General features: G+C 59.4%; 22 protein-coding genes. 13 read left to right on the forward strand and 9 right to left on the reverse strand.

Annotated elements, in window-relative coordinates; all coding sequences use genetic code 11:
- Positions 1-32: 32 nt before the first annotated feature.
- Positions 33-722, reverse strand: coding sequence for a PspA/IM30 family protein (locus J2T09_RS00090; protein WP_306829751.1), 690 nt, complete (start codon positions 720-722; stop codon positions 33-35).
- Positions 723-834: 112 nt separating this feature from the next.
- Between J2T09_RS00090 and J2T09_RS00095 the strand changes: the two genes are divergently transcribed.
- On the forward strand, positions 835-1,443 hold the full coding sequence (locus tag J2T09_RS00095) for a TetR/AcrR family transcriptional regulator (RefSeq protein WP_306829753.1): 609 nt from the start codon (positions 835-837) through the stop codon (positions 1,441-1,443).
- A gap of 233 nt (positions 1,444-1,676) precedes the next feature.
- Here J2T09_RS00095 and J2T09_RS00100 read toward each other — a convergent pair whose 3' ends face one another.
- The 7 genes from J2T09_RS00100 to J2T09_RS00130 all read right to left on the reverse strand — a co-directional run bounded on the left by J2T09_RS00100 (position 1,677) and on the right by J2T09_RS00130 (position 8,504).
- On the reverse strand, positions 1,677-2,507 hold the full coding sequence (locus J2T09_RS00100) for an inositol monophosphatase family protein (RefSeq protein WP_306829755.1): 831 nt from the start codon (positions 2,505-2,507) through the stop codon (positions 1,677-1,679).
- On the reverse strand, positions 2,504-3,334 hold the full coding sequence (locus J2T09_RS00105; protein ID WP_306829757.1) for a glycerophosphodiester phosphodiesterase family protein: 831 nt from the start codon (positions 3,332-3,334) through the stop codon (positions 2,504-2,506). The genes J2T09_RS00100 and J2T09_RS00105 overlap by 4 nt, the downstream gene beginning before the upstream one ends.
- Positions 3,335-3,352: 18 nt before the next feature.
- On the reverse strand, positions 3,353-4,183 hold the full coding sequence (locus J2T09_RS00110; protein ID WP_306829759.1) for a glycerophosphodiester phosphodiesterase family protein: 831 nt from the start codon (positions 4,181-4,183) through the stop codon (positions 3,353-3,355).
- Positions 4,180-5,304: an ABC transporter ATP-binding protein gene (locus J2T09_RS00115; RefSeq protein WP_306829761.1), complete on the reverse strand. Its 1,125-nt coding sequence runs from the start codon at positions 5,302-5,304 to the stop codon at positions 4,180-4,182. The genes J2T09_RS00110 and J2T09_RS00115 overlap by 4 nt, the downstream gene beginning before the upstream one ends.
- A 4-nt stretch (positions 5,305-5,308) precedes the next feature.
- Entirely contained in the window at positions 5,309-6,226 is a 918-nt protein-coding gene (locus tag J2T09_RS00120) for an ABC transporter permease subunit (protein WP_306829763.1), read from the reverse strand.
- 3 nt (positions 6,227-6,229) lie between these two features.
- Entirely contained in the window at positions 6,230-7,120 is an 891-nt protein-coding gene (locus J2T09_RS00125) for a carbohydrate ABC transporter permease (protein WP_306829766.1), read from the reverse strand.
- A 73-nt stretch (positions 7,121-7,193) separates the two neighbouring features.
- Complete coding sequence (locus J2T09_RS00130) at positions 7,194-8,504, reverse strand: extracellular solute-binding protein (RefSeq protein ID WP_373458276.1); 1,311 nt, start codon at positions 8,502-8,504, stop codon at positions 7,194-7,196.
- 234 nt (positions 8,505-8,738) lie between these two features.
- On the opposite strand from J2T09_RS00130, the gene J2T09_RS00135 reads away from it, so the two are divergent.
- Positions 8,739-9,848 (forward strand): ROK family transcriptional regulator, encoded by a 1,110-nt coding sequence (locus J2T09_RS00135; RefSeq protein ID WP_306829768.1) that lies wholly within the window; start codon positions 8,739-8,741, stop codon positions 9,846-9,848.
- 39 nt (positions 9,849-9,887) lie between these two features.
- Here the strand turns inward: J2T09_RS00135 and J2T09_RS00140 are convergent, their stop codons facing one another.
- Positions 9,888-10,868 (reverse strand): sugar phosphate isomerase/epimerase family protein, encoded by a 981-nt coding sequence (locus tag J2T09_RS00140; RefSeq protein WP_306829770.1) that lies wholly within the window; start codon positions 10,866-10,868, stop codon positions 9,888-9,890.
- Between the two features lie 392 nt (positions 10,869-11,260).
- Between J2T09_RS00140 and J2T09_RS00145 the strand changes: the two genes are divergently transcribed.
- The 11 genes from J2T09_RS00145 to J2T09_RS00195 all read left to right on the forward strand — a co-directional run bounded on the left by J2T09_RS00145 (position 11,261) and on the right by J2T09_RS00195 (position 23,663).
- Positions 11,261-12,202: a D-ribose ABC transporter substrate-binding protein gene (locus J2T09_RS00145; RefSeq protein ID WP_306829772.1), complete on the forward strand. Its 942-nt coding sequence runs from the start codon at positions 11,261-11,263 to the stop codon at positions 12,200-12,202.
- 71 nt (positions 12,203-12,273) lie between these two features.
- Positions 12,274-12,897, forward strand: a complete 624-nt coding sequence (locus J2T09_RS00150) for a DUF2291 family protein (protein ID WP_306829774.1) — start codon at positions 12,274-12,276, stop codon at positions 12,895-12,897.
- Positions 12,894-14,435: a sugar ABC transporter ATP-binding protein gene (locus J2T09_RS00155; protein ID WP_306829776.1), complete on the forward strand. Its 1,542-nt coding sequence runs from the start codon at positions 12,894-12,896 to the stop codon at positions 14,433-14,435. The genes J2T09_RS00150 and J2T09_RS00155 overlap by 4 nt, the downstream gene beginning before the upstream one ends.
- Before the next feature lie 83 nt (positions 14,436-14,518).
- Positions 14,519-15,514 carry an ABC transporter permease gene (locus tag J2T09_RS00160; RefSeq protein WP_306830749.1) on the forward strand — a complete coding sequence of 332 codons (996 nt, stop codon included), beginning with the start codon at positions 14,519-14,521 and terminating at the stop codon, positions 15,512-15,514.
- A 91-nt stretch (positions 15,515-15,605) separates the two neighbouring features.
- Positions 15,606-16,415: a DeoR/GlpR family DNA-binding transcription regulator gene (locus tag J2T09_RS00165; protein ID WP_306829778.1), complete on the forward strand. Its 810-nt coding sequence runs from the start codon at positions 15,606-15,608 to the stop codon at positions 16,413-16,415.
- Positions 16,416-16,729: 314 nt separating this feature from the next.
- Positions 16,730-17,623, forward strand: coding sequence for a substrate-binding domain-containing protein (locus J2T09_RS00170; RefSeq protein ID WP_306829781.1), 894 nt, complete (start codon positions 16,730-16,732; stop codon positions 17,621-17,623).
- A gap of 184 nt (positions 17,624-17,807) precedes the next feature.
- A complete protein-coding gene (locus J2T09_RS00175) occupies positions 17,808-19,325 on the forward strand; it encodes a sugar ABC transporter ATP-binding protein (protein ID WP_306829783.1) in 1,518 nt (505 codons plus the stop codon).
- Positions 19,322-20,284 carry an ABC transporter permease gene (locus J2T09_RS00180; protein WP_306829785.1) on the forward strand — a complete coding sequence of 321 codons (963 nt, stop codon included), beginning with the start codon at positions 19,322-19,324 and terminating at the stop codon, positions 20,282-20,284. The genes J2T09_RS00175 and J2T09_RS00180 overlap by 4 nt, the downstream gene beginning before the upstream one ends.
- A 19-nt stretch (positions 20,285-20,303) precedes the next feature.
- Positions 20,304-21,248, forward strand: a complete 945-nt coding sequence (locus J2T09_RS00185; protein WP_306829787.1) for a tagatose kinase — start codon at positions 20,304-20,306, stop codon at positions 21,246-21,248.
- A gap of 1 nt (position 21,249) precedes the next feature.
- Positions 21,250-22,530: a D-tagatose-bisphosphate aldolase, class II, non-catalytic subunit gene (locus tag J2T09_RS00190; protein ID WP_306829789.1), complete on the forward strand. Its 1,281-nt coding sequence runs from the start codon at positions 21,250-21,252 to the stop codon at positions 22,528-22,530.
- Between the two features lie 119 nt (positions 22,531-22,649).
- Positions 22,650-23,663: a LacI family DNA-binding transcriptional regulator gene (locus tag J2T09_RS00195; protein ID WP_306830751.1), complete on the forward strand. Its 1,014-nt coding sequence runs from the start codon at positions 22,650-22,652 to the stop codon at positions 23,661-23,663.
- The last annotated feature ends 3 nt before the right edge of the window (positions 23,664-23,666 follow it).

Raw genomic sequence — 23,666 nt, forward strand, 5'->3', positions numbered from 1 at the left:
CCTTATCGAGAGTTGAAGAGTGGGGTTCAATTTCAGGCAATGGCGGCATCGAGGCGGGTGCGGAGACGCGCCAGCACGTCTTCGGCGGAAGAGCGCAAGGGCGCGCCGCAGCCGGCTTCGGCCAGGCGGTCCATCAGACCGGCCGTGCGCGTCGGGCCGTCCATCTGCTTGAGAACGGCGGAGACCGTATCGGTCTGTTTCTGGCGGTCGCGCAGACGCTCCAGCGTACGCTCGGCATCATCCAGCGTGGCGAGATTGGCGCTGGTGGCCGCGTGATCAATCTTTTGGGCGGCGTCGGTGGCACGAGCCAGCCGTTCGCCGCGCTGCAATTCCTTAAGGCGTCCTTCGGCCGAGCGGACTGTTGCCTTGAGGTTGGTGATGGCGGTGGAGAACTGTGCCTGCGCCTGTTCGGATGCCGTTTTCTCAGCTTCGAGAAAGGCGATGGCATCGGCGGCTTCGCGGGCCAGAACATCATTCCCCTTGGAAAGTGCTAACAGCGTGCGTTTCTCGAGATCGGCAATGCGCGACAGGACTGCTGCGTGCTGGCCGCGCTCCTTTTCATTCTGGGCAATGGCGACAGCCAGCGCATGCTGCGCCGACTGGATGGACTGTGCCGCATCGCGGATCTGCTGGGCGAGCAGCGGCATGGCATGACGATCCGCGACGGCCTGCTCAGCATCATGAGCCTTTCCGCGCAGAAGTGTTGCAATCAGGTTGAACATTTGACGTCTCCCGTTTATGAACGTTGTTCACGAATGAATGTGTCGCACAAACTTGAACGACGTTCAACAATTATTTTGAACGGTGTTCAATATTTTTATCGAGGTAGCTAAAATGGGCCGACGGGAAGAGAAGCGGGAAGACCTGAAGGCGAGACTGCTGGAGGCGGCACGAGACCGTATTGCCCGCGATGGCGTGTCCAATCTACGCGCCCGCGACGTGACGCAGGATGCCGGCTGCGCGCTTGGAGGTCTTTACAGCGCCTATACCGATCTGAACGACCTGATCATTCATGTGAACTCGACAACACTGAAGGCGCTCGAGCAATCGCTGGCAGTTGCCGAGGTGAAGGATAAATCGCCGACGGACCGGCTGCGAAATCTCGCACAGGGCTATCTGAAGTTCGCCAAGGCCAACAGAAACCTCTGGAAGGCCCTGTTTGAGCATTCCCTGCCGGAAGAGACGCCCTCCCCGCAATGGCATCTCAATGAACATCTGTTCCTGCTCAGCATCATTGCCGAACCGCTGAAGGAGCTACAGCCGGACATGAGCGACGAGGACCGCGCGGTGCGGGCGCGCACCCTGTTCGGCGCGGTTCACGGCATTATCAGCATCACGCTCGAAGCCCGTTTTGTCGGCCTGCCGCCGGAGAGGCTGGAGCGCGAGCTGGACGAAATCATCGTGATGATTGCCGATGGCGCAGCGTCGCGCAGGGAGAAATAAGGGGTATGAGAGCCGGCACAAAAAGCCGGACGTTTCCACTCGGGCTTCAGCTTGCCGACAAATCTTTCAGCCGCCGCCTTCGTCATCCTAGGGCTTGTCCCTAGGATCTAACCCCGCCGATGATATCCGACAGTTGCAGATCCTCGGGACAAGCCCGAGGATGACGACGGTGAGGTTCTCGACCCTTCTCAGCGGCCCGAAGACCGGACGATCCCACCCGGCCATTTTCAGTATCAATCCTCGGTCAAGGCCTCGACGATGGCCTGCCATGACAGCTTGTCGGGCGCCGTCAGAAGATGCCCTTGCGTCATCGTCGGCCGATAGACCTCTCCCGCCATGGTCGCAGCATATCCGCCGGCTTCGGCATGGATCAACACACCGGCGGCATGGTCCCAGGGTTTCAGGCTGTCGTTGAGGCAAAAACTCATCGCGCCGGTTGCCAGCATTCTGTATTCCCAGGCGGAGCAGCGCCATGTTGTGACACGCAGGAATTTCAGCACGCGGGGCGCCAGTTCGGCACGCCTGCCCGGCTCGAACATATGTAGCGGAATGAAGCCGTGCATTTCATTGACTGGACCTGGCGCTGCAACGGAGAGACGGGTGCGCGCACCATCAGTCGCCACATGCCACGCCCCCAGCCCCGGCCTTGCCACCAGAAAATCACCCAGAACCGGGTAATGGATGATGCCGGCAATGGTTTTCCCGCCCGAAACAATGGCGAGAATGCTGCCGAACATCGGCGTGCCATGGGCAAAATGCCAGGTGCCATCGACCGGATCGATGACGGCCGCCAGATCCGCATCGGCAAGTTTTGCGAGGATGGAAGCGTCTTCGGAGACCGCCTCTTCGCCGATGATGGTGATGCCCGGCAGACGCGCTTTCAGCCTCTCGCTGATCAGCCGCTCGGAAGCGATATCAGCATCCGTGACGATATCGTCGGCTGCGGTTTTGGCACGGATACTATCCGAGGTGACCGAGCGGAAGCGCGGCAGGATTTCTCCCGCCGACGCTTCGCGCATGATCCCCATCAGCTCATCAAGCAGTTCGTCCGAAACGGTTTTCATCCGCGACGGCCCTGCAGATAGGCCTTTAACGCTTCCGGCTCGTCCGTCTGGAAAACGCTGACACCGGCATCCATCAACGTGCCCCAGATGCTGTCGGGATCGACAAGCGCCGTCTTGTCCACCCATTCGCCGCTGGCTTCCATGTTGAGCGTGTTGGTCCACAGCGCCATGTTCGCATCGCGGAACAGCTGGCGGTTGGCCTTGATGGTTTCGATGCTGTCGAAGCGCATTTCGCACATGAAAGGCTTGATTTCCGACAGCAGCGCCATCGTCTCATGAATGTCTTCGGCCGTGAATTTCGACATCGCCATGAAGGCAACGCCATCGATATTCTGAGCGCGTACCCAGTCCAGCTCCTCGCGGGTCATGACGCGGGTCTTCAGGTCGACATAGGATGCCGCGTTCATCTCGCGGGCGCAGGCGGCAACCTCGCAAAACAGGCCGCGATCTTTCAGATCGAGATCGGCAAAGATGCGGCCACGGGTGATTTCCAGCACCTGCTTCAGGGTCGGGATGCGCTGATCGGTCGTGGCGCGGTGCTCGCCACCATCGTCTTCGCGCAGGGCAATGGCCTGCAGCTCGGCGATGGTGAAGGTTTCGGCATCACGATCGATACCGGCCATCCGCAACAGCGTGTCGTCGTGCATGATGAACAGTTCGCCATCGGCGCTCTTGCGGATATCGAGTTCGACAACATCAGCGCCGACGGCGATGGCGCGCTCGATGGCGGCGAGGCTGTTTTCCGGGGCACCATGCCATGCGCCACGGTGGGCAACGATGGCGGGATCGCGTTTCTGGTCGGCGATATAATCTACGTAATGCGTCATTTCATTTTCCTTGGTCAGTCAGGCGCGGCGGGCCGCGAGATAGGATTTGAGGGCAGCCGCCTCATCGGTCTGGATGACCGAAATGCCGGAATCGATTAGCCGTCCCCAGACGGCATCGGGGTCGACAAGGGCCGCGGTATCGGTGAAATCGGCACAGGCGACGCTGTCGAGCGTGTTTACCCAGAGCGCCATGCCGGTGTTGCGGGTGAGGTCTTTCAGGGCCGAGAGTTCATCCAGCCTATCGAAATAGATTTCGCAGACGGAGGGCGAGAGGTCATGCAACAGCGCCCGCTGGGTTGCGGCGCCGGGCACGTTCAGCCGGGTTTTGGCCAGAAACAGAACCTCGTGCGGCAAGATCGTTTTGCGGATCCAATTCAAATCTTTTTCGGTTTTCAGCGCGGCCCAGCAATCGACCTGATGCTCGACCCCCATGGCCTTGGCGAGAGCGATCACATCCGGGATCACCTCACGTTCCTTGACGTCGAGATGAATGAAGATGCGGCCGCGCGTCAGTTCGAACACTTCGGCGAGGTTCGGCAGTTTTTCCAGCGTGAAGGCATTGTCTTTGCCGCCATCACGGTCGCGCAGGCGGATAACCGAGAGGTCGGCTGAAGTGAGGACTTCCGGTCTCTGATCGAGACCCGCCATGCGTTCCAGCGTGTCGTCATGCAGCAGGAAAAGGCCACCATCCGCGCTGCGGCGAATGTCGATCTCAACGACATCGTAATCAGCGTCGATGGCCCGTTCGATGGCGGACAAACTGTTTTCCGGCGCATGGCGCCAGATGCCGCGATGCGCCACCACGGCGCAATCGCGGGTCTTGTCGGCAATAAACTCCCGGTAATTCACTGGTATTCCTTCACCGAAGCCGAATGCGCATCACCGAAAGCGTTGGCAATGGCGCGGCCGGTCTCACCGTCGAAGAGATGCAGGCGCGCCTGCGGGAAGGAGAGCGACAAAGTCTGCGTCGTATCGATCTCGACACCGAAGGGCATGGCGATGCGAAGATTCTGCTCGGCGATTTTCGTTTCCAGAATTTCGTGCGAACCGAGGTCTTCGCGATACCGGATTTCCGTCTTGATCGAACCGCCCTCGTTGACGGCGATATCTTCCGGGCGGATGCCGAGCTGGAATTTTCCTATGCCGGAATAGTTCGCCACGACCTGACCATCGGCCAGCCGCAGCACGGAACCATCGCCTTCGACCTGCAGGATGTTCATGGGCGGCGAGCCGATGAATTTGGCGACGAAGACGGACGCCGGATTGTGATAGATCGCCTTCGGCGTATCGAACTGCTCGATATGACCCTTATTGAGAATGAGGATACGGTCGGCCAACGTCATCGCCTCGACCTGATCGTGTGTCACGAACACGCTGGTCGCGCCAATGCGGCGATGCAGTTCGGCGAGTTCGACACGCATGTCATGACGCAGCTGCGCATCGAGGTTGGAAAGAGGTTCGTCGAACAGCAGCACGCCGGGCTCGCGAATGATGGCGCGGCCGATGGCGACACGCTGGCGCTGACCGCCGGAAAGCTGGCTCGGCTTGCGGGTGAGGTAATCGGCGAGACCGAGCATTTTGGCGACGGTTCCGACCCGCTCTGCCCGTTCGGCCTTGGAAACACCAGAGACTTTGAGACTGTAGGCCATGTTTTCGGCGACCGTCATATGCGGATAAAGCGCATAGTTCTGAAACACCATGGCGCAGCCGCGATGCTTTGGCTCCAGATCCTGCACTTCACGACCGCCGATGACGATTCGGCCAGCGGAGACGCGCTCCAGACCGGCGATCATCTGCAGAAGCGTGGATTTTCCGCAGCCCGATGGGCCGAGCACGACGGTGAATTCACCGGGACGCAAGGTCACGTCGATCGGCGGGATGATGGTGTTTTTGGCGTCATAGGATTTCGTGACGCCGATAAGCGCGATCTCGGCCGCGGCGGCGCGAATGGCTGTATCGATGGCGGTCATGGGATCATTTCTCCGAAAGAACGAGGCCCTGGACGAGAAAGCGCTGCAAAAGAGCGATCATCGTGAGCGGAACAAGGGAGACGAGCACGGCACCGGCCATGATCATCGGAAAGTCAGGCACCTGGCCGTCGGCATCCGGCACGAGACGGGCAAGGCCGACAACGGCGGTCTGCATGTCGGGCGTCGAGGCACCGACCAGCGGCCACAGATATTGCGTCCAGCCGCTGAGGAAGGTGAGCACGAACAGCGAGGCGAAACTGGTGCGGGCGAGCGGCAGAAGGATATCGATGAGGAAACGGATCGGCCCTGCCCCATCCATGCGCGCCGCCTTGAACAAATCCTTTGGCAGGGTCAGGAAAAACTGGCGGAACAGGAACGTGCCGGTGCCATGCGCCACAAGCGGCGCTACGAGGCCGAAACGGGTATCGAGCACACTGAGTTCGAGATGAACCGTGGACCCAAAAACCATCTCAATCAGGCTGTTGAGGTCTGTAAAATCGAGCACGGCATTCAACGGCGAAAAGATGTTGGACGCCACCTGATAGGTGGTGATGACGCGGATATCGAGCGGCAGCATGATGGTGGCGAGGATCAGTGCAAAGGCCACACCCGCCCAGCGAATGCGGAAATAGACGATCGCATAGGCAGACAGGAAAGACAGCGCGCAAGTGGCAAGCGCATTGGAGAAGGCCACGATCATGCTGTTGAGCATCTGCACCGGGATGCGCGTATCGTGGATGACCTTGCCCATATTGGCGAAGAGTTCGGTGCCCGGCACCCAGGCCAAACCGTTGCGCAGCATATATTCATAGGACTGCGAGGCGGTGGACAGCGTCAGATACAAGGGCCCGACGATATAGAGGATGCCGATGGCAAGTAGAATGCTGGCGGCGATGTTGATGGAACGTGCGTTTTCGACCATGGTTCAGCGCTCGTAATTGATGCGCCGGCCGAGGAAAAAGAACTGGCAGGCTGCGAGAATGAGGACGAAGACCATCAGGATGGCCGTCTGGGTGGAGGCGCCGGAAAGATCGAAACCGCGGAAGCCGTCAACATAGATCTTGTAGACCAGCAGCGTGGTCGAACCGCCCGGACCGCCGCCGGTAATGGTGTCGATCAGCGCGAAGACCGAGGTGATGCTTTCGGTGAATTCCAGAACGAAAGTCAGGAACAGCTGCGGCATGATCAGCGGCAGCTGCACATCGAAGATGCGGCGCCAGGGGCCGGCGCCATCCATGGCGGCGGCCTGATACATGGTCGGCGGGATCGAGCGCAGGCCCGCCAGCAGGATGACGAAATTGAACGGGATGCCGCTCCAGACATGCGCCGCCACCAGCGTGATGAATGCGTCCGTGCCATCGATGCCGGGGTTCCACAGGCCGGGAAACAGCGAATTGAGCGGCGCCATCAATCCCACGAACGGATTGAAGATGAAAGCGAAGACGACACCGATCGAGGCACCGGCAATACCTTTCGGCCAGACGAGAATGTTGCGGGCGGGATAGGACATGCCGATCTTGCGATCGGCGGCAATCGCCAGCATCAGCGGCACGACGACGGCGAGCGACGATGCCGTCAGCATGAAGATGACGGTGCGGCCGGTGGCGCCCCAGAATTCCGGATCGGAAAGCACGCGCTGAAAATTCTGCAGACCGACGAATTCCGAACCGCCGCCAAAAGGCTGTTCAAGGAAAAACGACCAGTAAAAGGCCTGAAAGACCGGCACATAAAAGAACAGCACGATCAGCAGCATCAGGGGGGCCAGCAACAGGACCGGCAGCCAGCGATGGCTGAACATGGAGGATTCCGACGACATGGATCACTTCCAGAAAAAGGAGAAGGCATGGGGCGAATAACCGCCCCATGCTTGAGAAGTCAGGAGGCGCGGATCAGGGAAGCTGCTTGCCCTTGTAGGTCTGCTCGAAACGGCGCAGCAGCTGGTCGCCGCGCTTCTTGGTGTTGTCGAGCGCCGCCTGCATGGTCTGCTGGCCGGCAAAGGCTTTCTGGGTTTCTTCCATGAAGACTTCGCGGAACTGCACGTAGAAACCGAGGCGGATGCCGCGCGTATCGGCGGTGGCCGGCTGGTTCATGGATTCGACACCAACCTTGGCCGTGGCATATTTTGGCGAGTTCGCCTCGTCGCTCTTGGCGATCACATCGAGAACGTCGGTCGTGACCGGTACGTAACCCGTCGCCGCCGTGAACGACATCTGCTGTTCCGGCTTGCGCAGGAAATCGAGGAACGCCTTGGCAGCCTCGATCTCAGGCTGCTTGTGACCCTTCATGATGTAGATGGACGCACCGCCGACAAAGGTGTTGTGGCGTTCATAACCCTTGTACATCGGTGCCATGGACACGGTCAGCTCGTACTTGCCGTCGAAAGCCTTGGAAGCGGCGGCGTAGGAACCCGAAGACTGTTCCATCATCGCGCATTCACCGGCATTGAAGGCGGCGGTGTAATTGCCGGCCTTGGTGTCGGCGGCGAGACGGACGAGGCCTTCCTTGCGCCATTCGACGAGGTTGGCGAGGTGTTTTGCGGCAAAGGTGGAGTTGATGACGTATTCCGCGTCGAGACCGTCATAACCATTGTGCTTGGTGGCGATCGGCAGACCGTGGCGGGCAGAGAACTGCTCGAGGATACGCCAGGTATCGCCATCGGTGACGAACGGGCAGGCATGACCGGCAGCCTTCAGCTTGCGGGCGGCCTCGATAATGCCTTCCCAGTCCGTCGGCGTCTCAGAGATGCCGGCTTTTTCAAGCTCGGTCTTGTTCGTGTAGAACAAAAGCGTCGAGGAATTGTAGGGCTGGGCGAACAGCTTGCCCTTCGAGGTTTCGTAATAGGCGCGGGCACCGGCGATATAGCTGTCCCACTTCACCTCGGGCATCAAATCCTGAACCGGCTCGACGGCACCGGACAGCATCAGGTCGAGCGTGCCGGCATCGAAGAACTGGATGAGAATCGGATGGTTCTTGGCGCGGTAGGCGGCAATCGCCTTCTGCATGGAGACTTCGTAAGAACCCTGGCCGACGCAATTGACCTTGTGTTCGCTCTGGGAGGCGTTGAAGGCATCGCATTGCGCCTTGATGGCCACTTCAACATTGCCGGTATTGCCATACCAGAATTCGATATTGGCGGCCTGTGCGGAACCCGCGCCTGCCATCACGGCGGCTACGGCCGCCAAAGTAAACCTGTTCATCATCGCCCTTGCCTTTTCGGGTGGACCAGGCCTCGCCCGATCTCTGACGGCGGGTTATTACACTTTGTGTGTAACACTTCCATGACGGCTAAAATGGCTTGAAACGATCCATATTCGCCGGTAAGCAGGCATAGGTTGCAGCGATATCGGTTCGCTTATTACACTTTTTCAGTAAGGTCTTGCGGCGTGTCAGGTGGCTATGTCCCGGAATCTTTGATTGCCCAGCGCTTTTTGCGCGTGAACGAGAAGACCGTCGTCTCCTCCAACGAGCGAAAGTTGCTGCAACTGATCTGGCGCAATCCCGGCATTTCGCGCTCCGAGATCACCGGACATACCGATCTGACCCAGCAATCGGTTCACCGCATTCTCGACCACCTTGCGGAACGCAACATCATTCGGCTGGGCACGGCCAAACCGGGCCTGGGGCGTGGCCAGCCCAGCCCCATGCTGCACCTGAATGGCGATCATGCCTATTCCTGCGGCATCTCGGTCAATACCGATATCATCGGCATATGCCTGACAAATCTGGCCGGCAAAATTCTCGGTGAACGGGAAGTGCCGCTACGCGAAACGACGATGCATCAGGCGCTGCAACTGGTGAAGCGGCAGGTCGTCGAACTGCAACGGCAAAACAATCTGGCCGAAGAGGACCTTTTCGGAATCGGCTTTGCAATTGCCGGCTATCACGTCGATGGCACGCGCCACAATGCGCCGCTGCCGCTTCACGAATGGTCGATGATCGAACTTGGCCCTATTATCACCGACCTGTTTGACCGGCCGGCATGGGTCATCAACGGCGGAAAATCCGGTGCCATAGCCGAATCGATGTTCGGGATCGGCCGTTATATCCGACATTTCGCCTATCTCAGCTTCAACTACGGCTTTGGCGGCGGCGTGATCATCGATGGCGAACTGCTGCAGGGCGGCAATGGCAATGCCGGCGAGTTTTCCGGACTTTACGATGAAATCGAAACGGAGCGGCGGCCCGCGCTGCAACATCTGATCGATGGCGTGAACAGGAACGGCATCAACGTTCCTTCCATCCACTACATGCGCCGCCACTTCGATCGCAACTGGCCGGGCGTTTCGGACTGGGTTGACGACGTGACGCCGGCCTATATCCGCCTCGTCAACGCCATTCGCGCCACGCTCGATCCGCAGGCGATCGTGTTCGGCGGCCAGATTCCGCCTGCACTGGCGACAATGTTGATCGAGCGGACAAAGATTTTCGACCGCCCCCGTTATGGCGTGCACCGGGGCGGCCCAAAACTGATCGTGTCGGAGATCGTCAGCGACGCCGCCGCCATGGGAGCGGCCATCATGCCGTTCCGCCGAATGTTTTATTAGGGCGGCTCAGCTTGCCTTCAGCGGAGCCATGCCCTGCACCTACATGGCGCCGAACAGGGCCTTCTGGGCAATCTTCAACGCGCCGATCGCATCGTGACGGCTCTGCGCCTCCTTCAGTGCATCGATATCCAGCGCATCGAGCCCCTTGTCGGCAGCCTTGAGGAAATCGATGGCGTGATTGGCGGTTTCGACGCTGTCTTCGCGGAACGGAAACTGGTCGAGTTGCCACACGCCTTCCCACTTGTTCTTGCGCAGCACATAGAAGAACTCGAACAGCTCGATCGGGTGCAGGCTGCCGGCGACGAGATCGTCGTCCCATGAACGATAGTTGTCGTTCACGTCCATGCCGAACAGGCGACCGTAATCGATGGCAAGCTGGGCGCTGTCGGCGGCCGATTCCCCGCCCATGATCGCGTGCCCGAAATCGAGCAGGATACCGACATTCGGCAGGCCGATCTTTTCGATGCCGAGAAGGGTGCGGGCGACCGACCCGAAACTCATGCGCACACGCGGTTCGCGCGGCTTGTATTCGATGACGAATTTCAGATCCGGGTTTTCGCTGGCAAGCTGTCCGACGCCATCCAGAGAATGTTTCCAGAGCGTGCCGTAATCAACCTGGAACGGATAGTCCCAGCCATCCTGCCCCGGCCAAAGTTTGACGTAATCGGCGCCGAAATAACGGACCTGATCGCAGGCTTCCGTGACCAGTTCATGCGTGCGGCGGCGCACACCGGCATCCGGGTTGGTGAAGGAGCCCTTTACGAATTCGCGGGTGTAGATTTCCGGCGTGATGCCGATGACGCCGAGCTTGTTACGATCCAGCGCCTCTTTCACCTGGGCATTGGAAAAATCGCCGCCGAAAAAGGGATAGTTGATATCCACCACCGACAGATCCCTGACCTGACCGGCCAGATCGATCGCCTCGATAACGCTGCGCGGCGTGCCGTAGCCATCCGTGGCGTAACGATCGAGATAGGTCGCGAAATGCCAGATACCGGCGCCAAAACGTTGTGTCGTCATAGGTCTCCTCCCAGTCATTGGACAGCGCACGCGCGGGCTTTCGCACCCGCAGTCGCGGTGCCGTTACACGTGCTTTATGAAATCGCTTCGAAACGAACCTGCCACCTAACCCCTCCCAGGCGCGGCAAAGATCACGACAGCATTTTTGTTTGCTTTCGATCTCTTTCGATTATCGCCAAACTTGCACAAGTCGAACTGGCTCTCAACATTTTTTTCACGACGCAGGACACAACGCACCCGCAAAATCATGCGGCAGCGCAGCATTTCTCCCGAATTTAGCGTTCACGACTTCATGAAACCGCAGGTTTCAAAACCATATTGACAATAATCGAAAGTGATCGATAGTTTCCGCATGGGCTACTGGAGGGTGGCCCGGACAATGGGAGGTCCTGATGAAACTGACGAAGCGTCTTTTGATGTCCGTCGTTGCGCTTGGCATTGCCGGCGTGATGTCCGGTGCGGCCTATGCCGCAGATACGATTGCAATCATTACACCCAGCCATGACAATCCGTTCTTCAAGGCGGAAGCCGACGGCGCAGTGGCGAAGGCGAAGGAACTGGGTTACGCGACCATGGTGCTCGTCCATGATGATGACGCCAACAAGCAGAGCGAGCTGTTCGACAGCGCCATTGCCGCTGGCGTGAAGGCGATCATCCTCGACAATGCCGGTGCGGACGCATCCGTCGCCGCCGTGCAGAAGGCCAAGGACAAGGGCATTCCGTCCTTCCTGATCGACCGAGAAATCACCACTACGGGCGTCGCGGTCTCGCAGATCGTTTCGAACAACTATCAGGGCGCGCAGCTGGGCGCTGAAGAGTTCGTCAAGCTGATGGGCGAGAAGGGCAATTATGCCGAACTTCTCGGCAAGGAATCCGACACCAATGCCGGCATCCGCTCGCAGGGTTATCACGATGTCATCGACCAGTATTCCGACATGAAACTGGTGGCCAAGCAGACGGCGAACTGGTCGCAGACCGAAGCCTATACGGTGATGGAATCCATGCTGCAGGCACATCCCGACATCAAGGGCGTGATCTCCGGCAATGACACGATGGCGATGGGTGCCTATGCGGCACTGGAAGCTGCCGGCCGCAAGGATGTCATCGTCGTCGGCTTCGACGGATCGAACGACGTGCGCGATTCGATCAAGAAGGGCGGCATCAAGGCGACCGTGCTGCAGCCTGCCTACCAGCAGGCCCAGAACGCCGTCGAGCAGGCTGACAAATATATCAAGACCGGCTCTACCGGGCTTGAAGAGAAGCAGTTGATGGATTGCATTCTCATCAACGCCGACAATGCCGACAAGCTCGAGACATTCGCGCTCAAGCCGTAACGTACCGCCATTTTCCCACCCGGAGCCAACGCTCCGGGTGGCTCTTGCTTTACAAGAAAGTGCGGAAACCCATGAAAATCATGAGCCTGCTTGCGGCAAGTCTGCTTGTCGCGTCCCTTTCCGGCTGCAAACTGGTCAAAACCGATACGGACGAGGCCGGCGGCACCGCTGTCGATCCGATTGCCGAAACCGTCGAGACGACGTTCGACGCCAAACTCGTTCCCGCCTTAAGCGAGAAAGCGGTTGACCTTGCTGCCCTGCAGGACGCCATCAAGGGCGGACTGGACAAGGCCGGCGAGAGCCATGGCACGCGTGTCGGCGGCGCCGGTGGCGGCTGGAATTTTGCAGTGAAGGGAAGCGCAGCTGTTGTCGAGGAGAACCGGCAATCGAAAGCGGCAACGGCCGATATCGATCTCGATGGCGACGGAAAGGCGGATGCGACATTGCAGCTTGGCCCGGTCATCAAGGGCACGGCTCTTCGCGACACGACAGCGCTCTACGATTTCTCGACGTTTCGCGACCAGATCGAATACGCAAAACTCGGTCGCGCGCTGAACGACAAGGCCGTATCGAAGCTTCCGGGCGCCGATACTGCACTGAAAGGCAAACGCATCGATTTCCTCGGCGCGGTGGTGATCCGCTCCGCCAGCGAAAAGCCGCTTGTCATGCCGGTGTCGATCGAGGTGGCGCCATGAGCGATGCATCCGACGAAGCGCATCCGATCGGCCTGAAAATCCGCAACGGATCCAAAATCTATCCCGGCACGCAGGCACTGAAAGACGTCGATTTCGACCTTCGAATGGGCGCCGTCAATGTGCTTGTTGGCGAAAACGGCGCCGGCAAATCGACGCTGATGAAGGTGATTGCCGGCGTCGAACAATTGAACGGCGGCACGATCGAACTCGATGGTGTCGAGGTGACGTTTGCCGACAAATCCGATGCTGCAAAACACGGCGTCGGCATCGTATTCCAGGAACTCAACCTGTTTCCCAACCTGACGGTGGCGGAGAACATCTTTGTCGGCCACGAAAAGACACGCGGCGGCATTCATATCGACCGGCGGGCGCAACGGGCGGCGGCGGCGGCGCTGATGAAGCGACTGGAACAGGATATCGATCCGAACGCACCGCTCGGAAACCTGCGGATCGGCCAGCAGCAGATCGTCGAGATCGCCAAGGCGCTGGCGGAAAACGCCCGCATCCTGATCCTTGATGAGCCGACCTCGGCGCTTTCCGCGACTGAAGTCGAGGTTCTTTTCAGGGTCATCAACGACCTCAAGAAACAGGGTGTCGGCATTGTCTATATCTCGCACCGGCTGGAAGAACTGATCCGCATCGGTGACTACATCACCGTTCTGCGCGATGGCGCCATTACCGGTTCGCGCTCGATGCAGGGCGTCGATATCCCGTGGATCGTCGCCAACATGATCGGCAGCGCGTCCAAGGATTTTCCGAAAACCGTGGGCCACGACATGGGTGGTGAAGTGTTCCGGGTGGAAAACATCTGCCTGCCGAGCCCTGCCGGCGGTTATGCCGTCGATCACATGTCGCTTTCCGTGCGCGAAGGCGAAATCGTCGGCCTTTACGGGCTGATGGGTGCCGGCCGTTCCGAACTGCTGGAATGCATCATGGCCCAGCATCCCAATTCCTCCGGCCAGCTTTTTATAAGTGGTAAACCGCTGAAGGAAAGAAGTGTGGCGGGACGCATCCGGCGCGGGCTGGCGCTGATCCCCGAGGATCGCAAGCGCGATGGCCTCGTGCAGATCATGACCATCCGCGAGAACCTGACCTTGTCGTCGCTTGCCGATTTTACCCGCGGTTTTCACCTCAGTCTAAAGGCGGAGGCGACAAAGGCAGCGGAATTCGTCAAGCGCATGGCGATCAAGATCGCCAGCCTCGAACATCCCGTGTCCAGTCTTTCCGGCGGCAACCAGCAGAAGGTGGTGATCGGCAAGGCGCTGATGACAAGGCCAAAGATCCTTCTGATGGACGAACCGTCGCGTGGCATCGATATCGGCGCCAAGGCGGAAATCTTTCGTACCATGCGCAAGCTCGCCGCAGACGGGCTCGGCATTCTGTTTGTCACCTCCGATCTGGAAGAGGTTCTGGCCCTTTCCGATCGCATTCTCGTCATGGCGAATGGCCGGCTGACCGGACAGTTTCCGGCCGGCGCAAGTGCGGCGGACGTCGTTTCTGCGGCAACACCCAATCTCAACAAGGTTGAACTTTCATGAGCAGCACCGACGCCGCAGGCAACGTCAAGACCGTCATCGGAGGACATCGCTCCCGCACATCGGCGCTGTTGCTGCTTTTGCATATGCGCACTTTCGTGGCGCTGATCCTCGTTTTCACCTTTTTCGCCATCGCCGCCCCGAATTTTCTGACGATGGGCAATATGCTGATCATTTCCAAGCATGTGGCGCTGAACGCGCTGCTTGCGATCGGCATGACCTTTGTCATCATCGCCGGCGGCATCGATCTGTCGGTCGGCTCGATCGTCGGGCTGTGCGCCATGGTAGCGGGTTATCTGGTGCTTTACGGCATCGATCTCGGTTTTCTCGGCCTCGCCTACAGCATCCAGTTCAACACGATCGAGATCTGCATGATCGTGCTGGTGGTGGGTATCTTCATAGGCTGGATAAACGGGCTGCTGATTACCAAGCTGAATGTCGCGCCCTTCATCGCGACGCTCGGCACGCTTTATGTCGCGCGCGGTGCAGCCCTTCTGTTTTCCGAGGGGCGAACCTTTCCCAATCTTGCCGGCAACCCGGAATACGGCTCGGACACGTTTCGCATCATCGGCTCCGGCACGCTTCTCGGCCTGCCGGTATCGGTGTGGATCATGGTCGCGGTGGCATTGATTGCGGCCTATCTCGCCACACGGACACCGCTTGGCCGGCACATCTACGCCGTTGGCGGCAATGAGCGGGGGGCCGCCCTTTCCGGCGTGCGTGTCGATCGCATCAAACTGTTTGTCTACATGTTTTCCGGTCTTTGCGCCGCGTTCGTCGGTCTGATCATCTCGTCGCAGCTGCAGGCAAGCCACCCGGCGACGGGTGAAACATTCGAGCTCAACGCCATCGCTGCGGCCGTTCTCGGCGGCACGTCGATGTCGGGCGGTCGAGGCCGCATAGCCGGCACGATCGTCGGTGCCTTCGTCATCGGCATCCTGGCCGACGGCCTGATCATGATGGGCGTCTCGTCCTTCTGGCAGACCGTGATCAAGGGCCTCGTCATCATCGCCGCCGTCGTGGTCGATCAGGTTCAGCAGAAACTGCAGGCCCGCGTCGTGCTGCAGCAGAACGCCAACTGAGCATTTGATGACACGAACCGATGCTTGTAAGACGTGAAGCAGAGTCGATCACTTTCGATTGATTGCGAATTCCGAGTTCAGGCAGGACCAGATGGAAGCAAAAGACGAGCAAGATGCGTCGGAATCGATGGTCGGACTTCTGTCCGAACCGAGACGCCGCCGCATTCTCGAATGGCTTCAGGAAGAAGGGTCGGCGCGCGTCAGGGAACTGGCCGGTGCCTTCCGGGTATCGGAAGCCACCATCCGCCAGGATCTCGAAAGACTGGAAAACGACGGCTTCATCACCCGCGAGCATGGCGGCGCCTATCTGAACAGCATTGCCCCCCAGACCGGAACCATGACACTCCACCATCAGGAGAACATGGACAAAAAGCGTCGGATCGGCGCGCTGGCGGCAAGCCTCGTCAAGGATGGAGAAACGCTGATCCTCGACGCCGGCACGACGACGACCGAAATCGCCACAAGGCTGACCAGCCGTCGTGACCTGACGCTGATCACCAATGCGCTCAATATCGCGATCATTCTCGGATCGGTGCCGAGCTTTGCCGTTCATATGCCGGGCGGCCAGTTCAAGTCACCGACGCTGTCGCTTTCCGGTGACAAGTCGGTCGAATATTTTCGCAACATCTTTGCCGGGAAACTGTTCCTCGCCACCGCCGGCGTGGCGCTCGATGCCGGCCTGACCTATCCGAGCTTCGCCGACCTGCAACTGAAGGAAGCGATGATCAAGGCGGCGGCGCATGTCTATCTCGTCGCCGACAGCACCAAGATCAACCGCTCGTCCTTCACTCGCCTCGGCTCGCTGGACGTGATCCATTCCTTCATCACCGATGACGGGATTTCCGACCGCGATGCCAAAGAGTTCGAAAAACGCGGCATCGAACTGCTGATCGCGAAATAGCGTAACCTGCGCCGCAACCGGACCTTCGACTCTCTCACTTTGCGCAACGACGGTGCGGCCCGCAAAAGCCCTCCCCAGAAAATCAACCGTCTTCAGCGCCGGGTCCGCCCCGCATGACACGTCAGGTGCATGGCGCCGATCGCGGCCGGTTTCTTTGCAGGCATCCTGCGGTTTTCCGTTATTTTATTTACGCGCGACTTCAAAAATATTGACGCGCGTAAATTTTAGGACATATGTATGCATATCCGCCGGTCAGAGGAGGCCCGCCGGCCGGATGTGTGCTCATAAGGCCTTGATCGACGGGGAGGAATAAAATGACCCTCAAGAATTTCGCAAAGACGCTGCTGGTTTCCGCCAGCCTTTCGCTTGCCGCCGTTGCGGCTCATGCCGAAGGCATCGGCGCTTCGCTGCTCACCCAGCAGCATCCTTTCTATAACGAGCTTGCCAAGGCGATCACCGCTGAAGCCAAGGCCAAGAACGTGTCGGTCGAAATCTCGATCGCCAACCAGGACCTCAACAAGCAGCTCGCCGATATCGAAGACTTCATCGTCAAGGGCGTCGACGTCATCATCATGTCGCCGGTCGACAGCAAGGGCGCACTCGCAGCCGTTGCCCGCGCGGAAGCCGCAGGCATCAAGGTCATTACGGTAGACGTCCCGGTCGAAGGCGCCAAGGTCGCCTCCTATATCGGCACCGACAACTATGCCGGTGGTGTGAAGGCTGGGGAACTGATGGCCGAACAGTTGGGCGGCAAGGGCGAAGTCGCGATCATCGACTACCCGCTGGTGCAGTCGGTGGTGAACCGCGTCAACGGCTTCAAGGAAGCCATTGCCAAGCACCCGGACATCAAGATCGTGTCGATCCAGACCGGTATTACCCGCGCCGAAGCGCTGGCCGTTGCCCAGAACATGCTGCAGGCCAACCCGGAAATCACCGGCATCTTCGGTTTCGGTGACGATGCGGCTCTCGCTGCCGCCGTTGCCGTCAAGTCTTCCGGCCTGACCGGCAAGGTCAAGGTCATCGGCTTCGACGGCATGCCGGAAGCCATCAAGGCAGTTGATGCCGATCCGGATTTCGTCGGCGTCATCCAGCAGTTCCCGGACCAGATGGGCAAGCTCGCCGTCGAAACCGCGATCAAGCTGAAGGCGGGCGAGGAAGTTCCGGCTGAACAGCCGATCGTGCCCGGCGTTTACACCAAGAAGCAGTAAGCCCTCCCAGGACGCTCTGCGCATGAGGCAGTCTCCGCGTGGAGACTGCCTCCCTCCGGTGGTCCGCTTACCCCAGCGCGGACCACCGGAAATCTGCAGGTCTTTCGAAGCTCTGCATGATCAGGAATAGGGAGCCGCTTCCGGCGCGATGATCGCGCGAGGCGCTCGTAGATAAGGTGACGCCATGGCAATTTCAGGCGACAAGGTGATCCTCGAAATCAGGGACATGTCGAAGGAATTCGGCGCGGTCAAAGCGCTGAAGACCATGCAGCTTTCGGTTAGGCCGGGACGTGTTCACACGATCCTCGGCGAAAACGGCGCAGGCAAATCGACGCTGATGAAGATTCTCGCCGGCGTTTATCAGCCGACGACGGGATCGATCGTGCTTGATGGCCAGCCTTATGCGCCCAGCAACCCGCAGGATGCCGCTAGGGCCGGCCTCACCATCGTGTTTCAGGAACTCAGCCTCTGCAACAACATGACCGTTGCGGAAAACATTCTGGCGACCCGCGAACCGTCGCGCGGCGGTTTCATCAATGACAAAGCTCTTGTTCGTAAAGCCGCCGAACTGGTGAAGGAACTCGGCCTTCCGGTTTCCGTCACCGATCAGGTCGGTGATTTGTCGATTGCGCAGCGCCAGCTGGTCGAGATCGCCAAGGGGCTGAGCATCGACGCCAAGGTCGTCATTCTCGATGAGCCGACTTCGTCGCTCAGCGACAGCGAAGCCGAAATCCTGTTTGAGATCATCGGCCGCCTGAAAGAAAAGGGCGTCGCCATCATCTACATTTCTCACCGCATGGAAGAGATCATGCGGTTGAGCGACGACATTACCGTCGTGCGTGACGGCAGCTATATCACCACGCGCGACAAGACCGAGGTGACCATCGCCGAACTGATCGCGCTGATGGTCGGCCGCGACATGAACGAGATCTATCCGCCACGTGACGTGGCTGCCCCGGCCAGCACGGAAAAGCCGGTTCTCGCCGTCAACGGTTTGTCGCGCAGCGAAGAGTTCGAAAACGTCTCCTTCGATATCCGCCCCGGTGAAATTCTGGGCTTTTTCGGCCTGATCGGCTCCGGCCGTTCGGAGGTGATGAACACGCTGTTCGGCATGGCCCACGCTTCCGCCGGCACGGTTGCCATCGACGGCGCACAAGTCAAAATCACCTCGCCCGTCGAGGCCATCGAGCGCCGCATCGGCTTCGTCACGGAGAACCGCAAGGAAGAGGGCCTCGTTCTCAGCCACAGCGTCGAGAGCAATATTTCCATGGTGGCGCTGGACGGGTTTTCGAGCCTGTTCGGTTTCCTCAAGCGCAAGCGCGAACGCGATGCCGCCAAGGCTGAAGTCGCGCGCCTTTCCATCAAGACCGCTTCGCTCGACACCATTGCCGGCTCGCTGTCGGGCGGTAACCAGCAAAAAATCGTGCTGGCCAAATGGCTGCTCACAAAGCCAAAGATCCTCATCCTCGATGAGCCCACACGTGGCGTCGATGTCGGCGCCAAATTCGAAATCTACAAGATCATCCGCCAGCTGGCGGCGGAAGGCACGGCAATCCTGCTCGTGTCCTCCGAACTTCCGGAAGTCATCGGCATGAGCGACCGCGTCGTCGTCATGAGCGAGGGCAAGGTCACGGCGATTGCCGACCCTGACCAGATGACACCGGAGAAGATCATGCACTTTGCCACGGGATTTGCATCATGAGTGACAAGAGCGCAGCCAGCGCCGCCTTCAAACAGGTCATGAAACAGTATGGCGGTATCTTTTTATCGCTCATCGTTCTGTGCGTGATTTTTTCCGTCACCAACGGCCGCTTCATGTCGGTGGCCAACTTTCTGAACATCCTGCAGCAGGTGTCGGTCATCGCCATTGCCGCCTTCGGCATGACCTGGGTCATTCTGCTCGGTGAAATCGACCTTTCGATCGGCTCGATCATTGCGGTTGCCGGCATGGTCGGCGCGCAGTGTTTTGCCTTCGGCATGAGTTTCGTGCCGGCGCTGATCCTGACGATTGCGGCAGGTGCCCTGCTCGGCCTCGCCAACGGCGTGCTGACGGCGAAATTCCTGTTGCCGTCCTTTATCGTCACGGTCGCGACCATGGGCATCTATCGCGGCATGGTCAGCCTGCCGACAAACGGTGCGCCGGCGATGATCATGGAACCGAGCTGGACCGCCATCGGCACCCAGAGCTTTATCGGCATCCCGATCGTCATCTGGGTCGTGGCAGTGCTCTTCCTGTTCAACCATATCCTCTTGAGCAAGACCAAATTCGGCCGCCGCGCTTACCTGACCGGCGGCAACCGCGAGGCAGCACTTTATTCCGGCATCAAGGTCGATCGCCTGAAGATCATCATCTTCATGATCTCCGGCGTGATGGCGGCGATCAGCGGCGTGCTCCTCTCCTCGCGCCTGTTTTCCGCCCAGACCAATGCCGGCATGAGCTATGAACTGGATGCGATTGCCGCAGCCGTTCTCGGCGGCACCAGTTTGGCCGGCGGCGTCGGCACCATGATCGGCACGCTGATCGGCGCTTTGATCATCGGCGTTCTCAACAACGGCATGAACATGCTGTCGGTGCCTTATTTCTACCAGCTCATCGTCAAGGGCCTCGTCATTCTGGTCGCCGTCTATCTCGATGTGCGCTCGAAACGAGCCAAGCAGTAATCAGTAGAGCAAGAAGCCCATGTCGAAAATTCTCACCATCGGCGAAATCCTGGTCGAAATCGTCGCCACCAATCGCGGCAACGGCTTTCGTGAAGCCGTGCCGTTGATCGGCCCGTTTCCTTCGGGCGCACCGGCCATTTTCATCGATCAGGTCGGCAAGCTCGGTCAGGAATGCGCCATCATCTCGCGCGTCGGCGATGACGATTTCGGCTGGGTCAATATCAACCGCCTCACCGAAGATGGCGTCGATGTCTCCGGCATCGAAGTGCTGCCCATGGGCACAACCGGCAGCGCCTTCGTGCGTTACCGGGAGGATGGCGGCCGCAACTTCGTTTTCAACATCCGCAACAGCGCCTGCGGCGAGATTGCACTGTCGGACAAGACGCTCGCACTCATCGACACCTGCACGCATATGCATGTCATGGGCACAGCGCTCTACGCGCCAAGCGTCGTCACCAGCATTTTGACTGCCGTCGAACGCATCAAGGCGGCCGGTGGCACCGTTTCCTTCGATCCGAACCTGCGCCCCGAAATTCTCGACAGCCCCGGCATGCGCGAAGCGCTGCAGACGGTTCTGTCCAAGACCGACCTGTTCATGCCGAGCGGCGAGGAACTGTTCCTGTTCGCCGAGGCGAAGACGGAAAAGGAAGCCGTCGCCGAACTCTTGGCCAAAGGCATCAAGGCCATCGTCGTCAAGCGCGGCGACAAGGGCGCCAGCTATTTCGACAGGGACACTCAGGTCGATCTCGACAGTTACAAGGTCGAGGAAATCGACCCGACCGGTGCGGGCGACTGTTTTGGCGCAACCTTCGTCACCTTCTGGCTGAAGGGCATGCACCCGGCCGAAGTGCTGCGATATGCCAATGCCTCGGGTGCCCGCGCCGTCACCAAAGCCGGTCCGATGGAAGGTGCCTCCACCCGCGCCGAACTCGACGCACTCATTCAAGCGCAAGGAAATGCCTGACATGCAAAAGAGCTATCTCACCGACATCGCCAACTGGCAGGACGGTTCCGGCGTCAAGGGCATTCCGTCGATCTGCTCAGCGCATCCGCTGGTCATCGAAGCCTCCATGCTGCATGCCATGAAGCAGGATGCGCATCTGCTGGTCGAAGCCACCTGCAATCAGGTCAATCAGGATGGCGGATACACCGGCATGACGCCGGCGAATTTCCGCGCCTTTGCGGAAGGCATTGCCAAGAAGGCCGGTTTCCCGATCGAAAAGCTCATCCTTGGTGGCGACCATCTTGGCCCAAACCCGTGGAAAAACCTTCCCGCCGAAGAGGCGATGGCAAAAGCCTGCGTGATGATCGAGGCCTTTGCACTGGCCGGTTTCACCAAGCTGCATCTCGATACCAGCATGGGCTGCGCCGGTGAACCGGTGGCCCTACCGGATACGCTGACGGCTGAACGCGCCGCGCGTCTTGCCGCCGTTGCCGAGGCGGCCTTAAAGGGTTCGGATGGCGTCAAGCCCGTCTATATCGTCGGCACCGAAGTGCCGATCCCCGGCGGTGCGATGGAGGAACTCGACGAGCTCGAAGTGACCAAGCCGGGCGCTGCCCGCGAAACCATCGCCGTGCATGCCAAGGCGTTTGAAGCCGCCGGCGTAACGGACGCATTTTCGCGCGTTGTCGGTGCCGTCGTTCAGCCGGGCGTTGAATATGGCAACGAGAATGTCATTCCCTACGCACCGGAAAAGGCCAAGGCGCTGAGCGCCACGCTGTCCGACATGCCAGGCATGGTGTTCGAAGCCCATTCCACCGATTACCAGACCCGCGAAATGCTGCGCCAGCTGGTGCTGGACGGTTTTGCCATCCTGAAAGTCGGTCCCGGCCTGACGTTTGCGCTGCGCGAAGCGTTTTATGGTCTGGATCAGATCGCCGAATTCCTTTTTGCCGGCAAACGTTCGGAAACGCTGATCGCCACCGTCGAACGCGTGCTGACGGCGGACCCGAAAAACTGGGACAAATACTACCACGGTTCGGAATCTGACAAGCACATCCAGCGCCATTTCAGCTACAGCGACCGCATCCGCTACTACTGGCCGCAGCCGGAAATCGATGCTGCCGTGAAGGAGCTTTTTGCGCTTCTGGACGGTGTCGAAATCCCCGAAACGCTGATCAGCCAGTATCTCACCGGCGCTTATGTATCGGTGCGTGACGGCAAGGTTCAGCCGAAGGCTCGTGACCTCGCTCTTGCCGCAGTCGATCGCGTGCTGGAAGATTATTTCGAAGCCTGCCGCGCCTGAAACACGCGGCTTGCATGGACTCGGAAGTTTTGATTGAACTGCGTCCATAATTTAAATCGATTAGCAAACCGGGTGGGACGCCAATGTCAGATAAACCCATCAAGACGCCCATCAAAACGATGGAGGACTTTTCCGAGTTTGTCGGACTGTCCCGCCCGACCGTGTCCAAATTTTTCAACGACCCGAATTCGGTGCGTGCCAAGACGCGCGGCCTGATCGAGGCGGCGCTGAAGGAAAGCGGTTTTCGACCGAACATGTTCGCCGTCAATCTCAACCGCCGGCGCAGCAACATCATCGGCATCATCATCCCGAATTCGACCGATCCGTTCTACATGGCGCTGACCCGCCGCGTCGAACTGATCGCCAATGCCGCCGGATTTCTCGCCTTCGTGCTGTCGTCGGACGGCAATGCGGAAATCGAGGCACGGGCCATCGAAACGCTGAAATCGATGAACGTCGCCGGTGCCATCATCGCCCCGCTCGGCGTTCAGTCGCAGCATGAAACGCTGAAGGCGCTCGGCGAATCCATCGCGCTGGTTTACGTGGACTCGCCGCTGGACGAGACCTCCCCCTTCGTCGGCACCAATAACCGCCAGAGCTTTCAGTTGATCGTCGATTATCTGGTCCGCTCGGGCGAGCCGCCCTGCTACCTCGGCATGCCGCCGGTCAACACCAATGCCGCGACGCGCGAGACCGCCTATGTCGAGGCGATGCGGCAGTTGAAGATGGAGCCGGTCTTGTTGGAAACAACGCATGACGGCAACTGGGATTTCGAACGTTTTGGTTACGAGGAAACCACAAGGTTTCTGAACGCTGGCGGTTTCCCGACGAAAACCATTCTCTGCGCCAACGACCGCGTCGCATTCGGCGCCATTTCGGCGGCCTATCAGCATGGGTTGAAGATCGGCCAGTCTGCCGGCAGCGATATCCGCATCGCCGGCCATGACGATCATCCGCTGTCGCGTTACGCCTGCCCGCCGATCACCACGGTTGCGCAGAATTATAACGAGATCGGCCGTCTGGCGATGGATCTGCTGTTCCGCAAGCTTGATGAGCTAGAGGGCGCGGAAGCGACGGCCGAAAGCGAGCGTATTCTTCTTAACGCGGAAATCATGCTGCGCGAATCCGCGTGATGT

The sequence above is a fragment of the Neorhizobium huautlense genome, from assembly GCF_030811685.1.
GTDB lineage: Bacteria > Pseudomonadota > Alphaproteobacteria > Rhizobiales > Rhizobiaceae > Neorhizobium > Neorhizobium huautlense_A.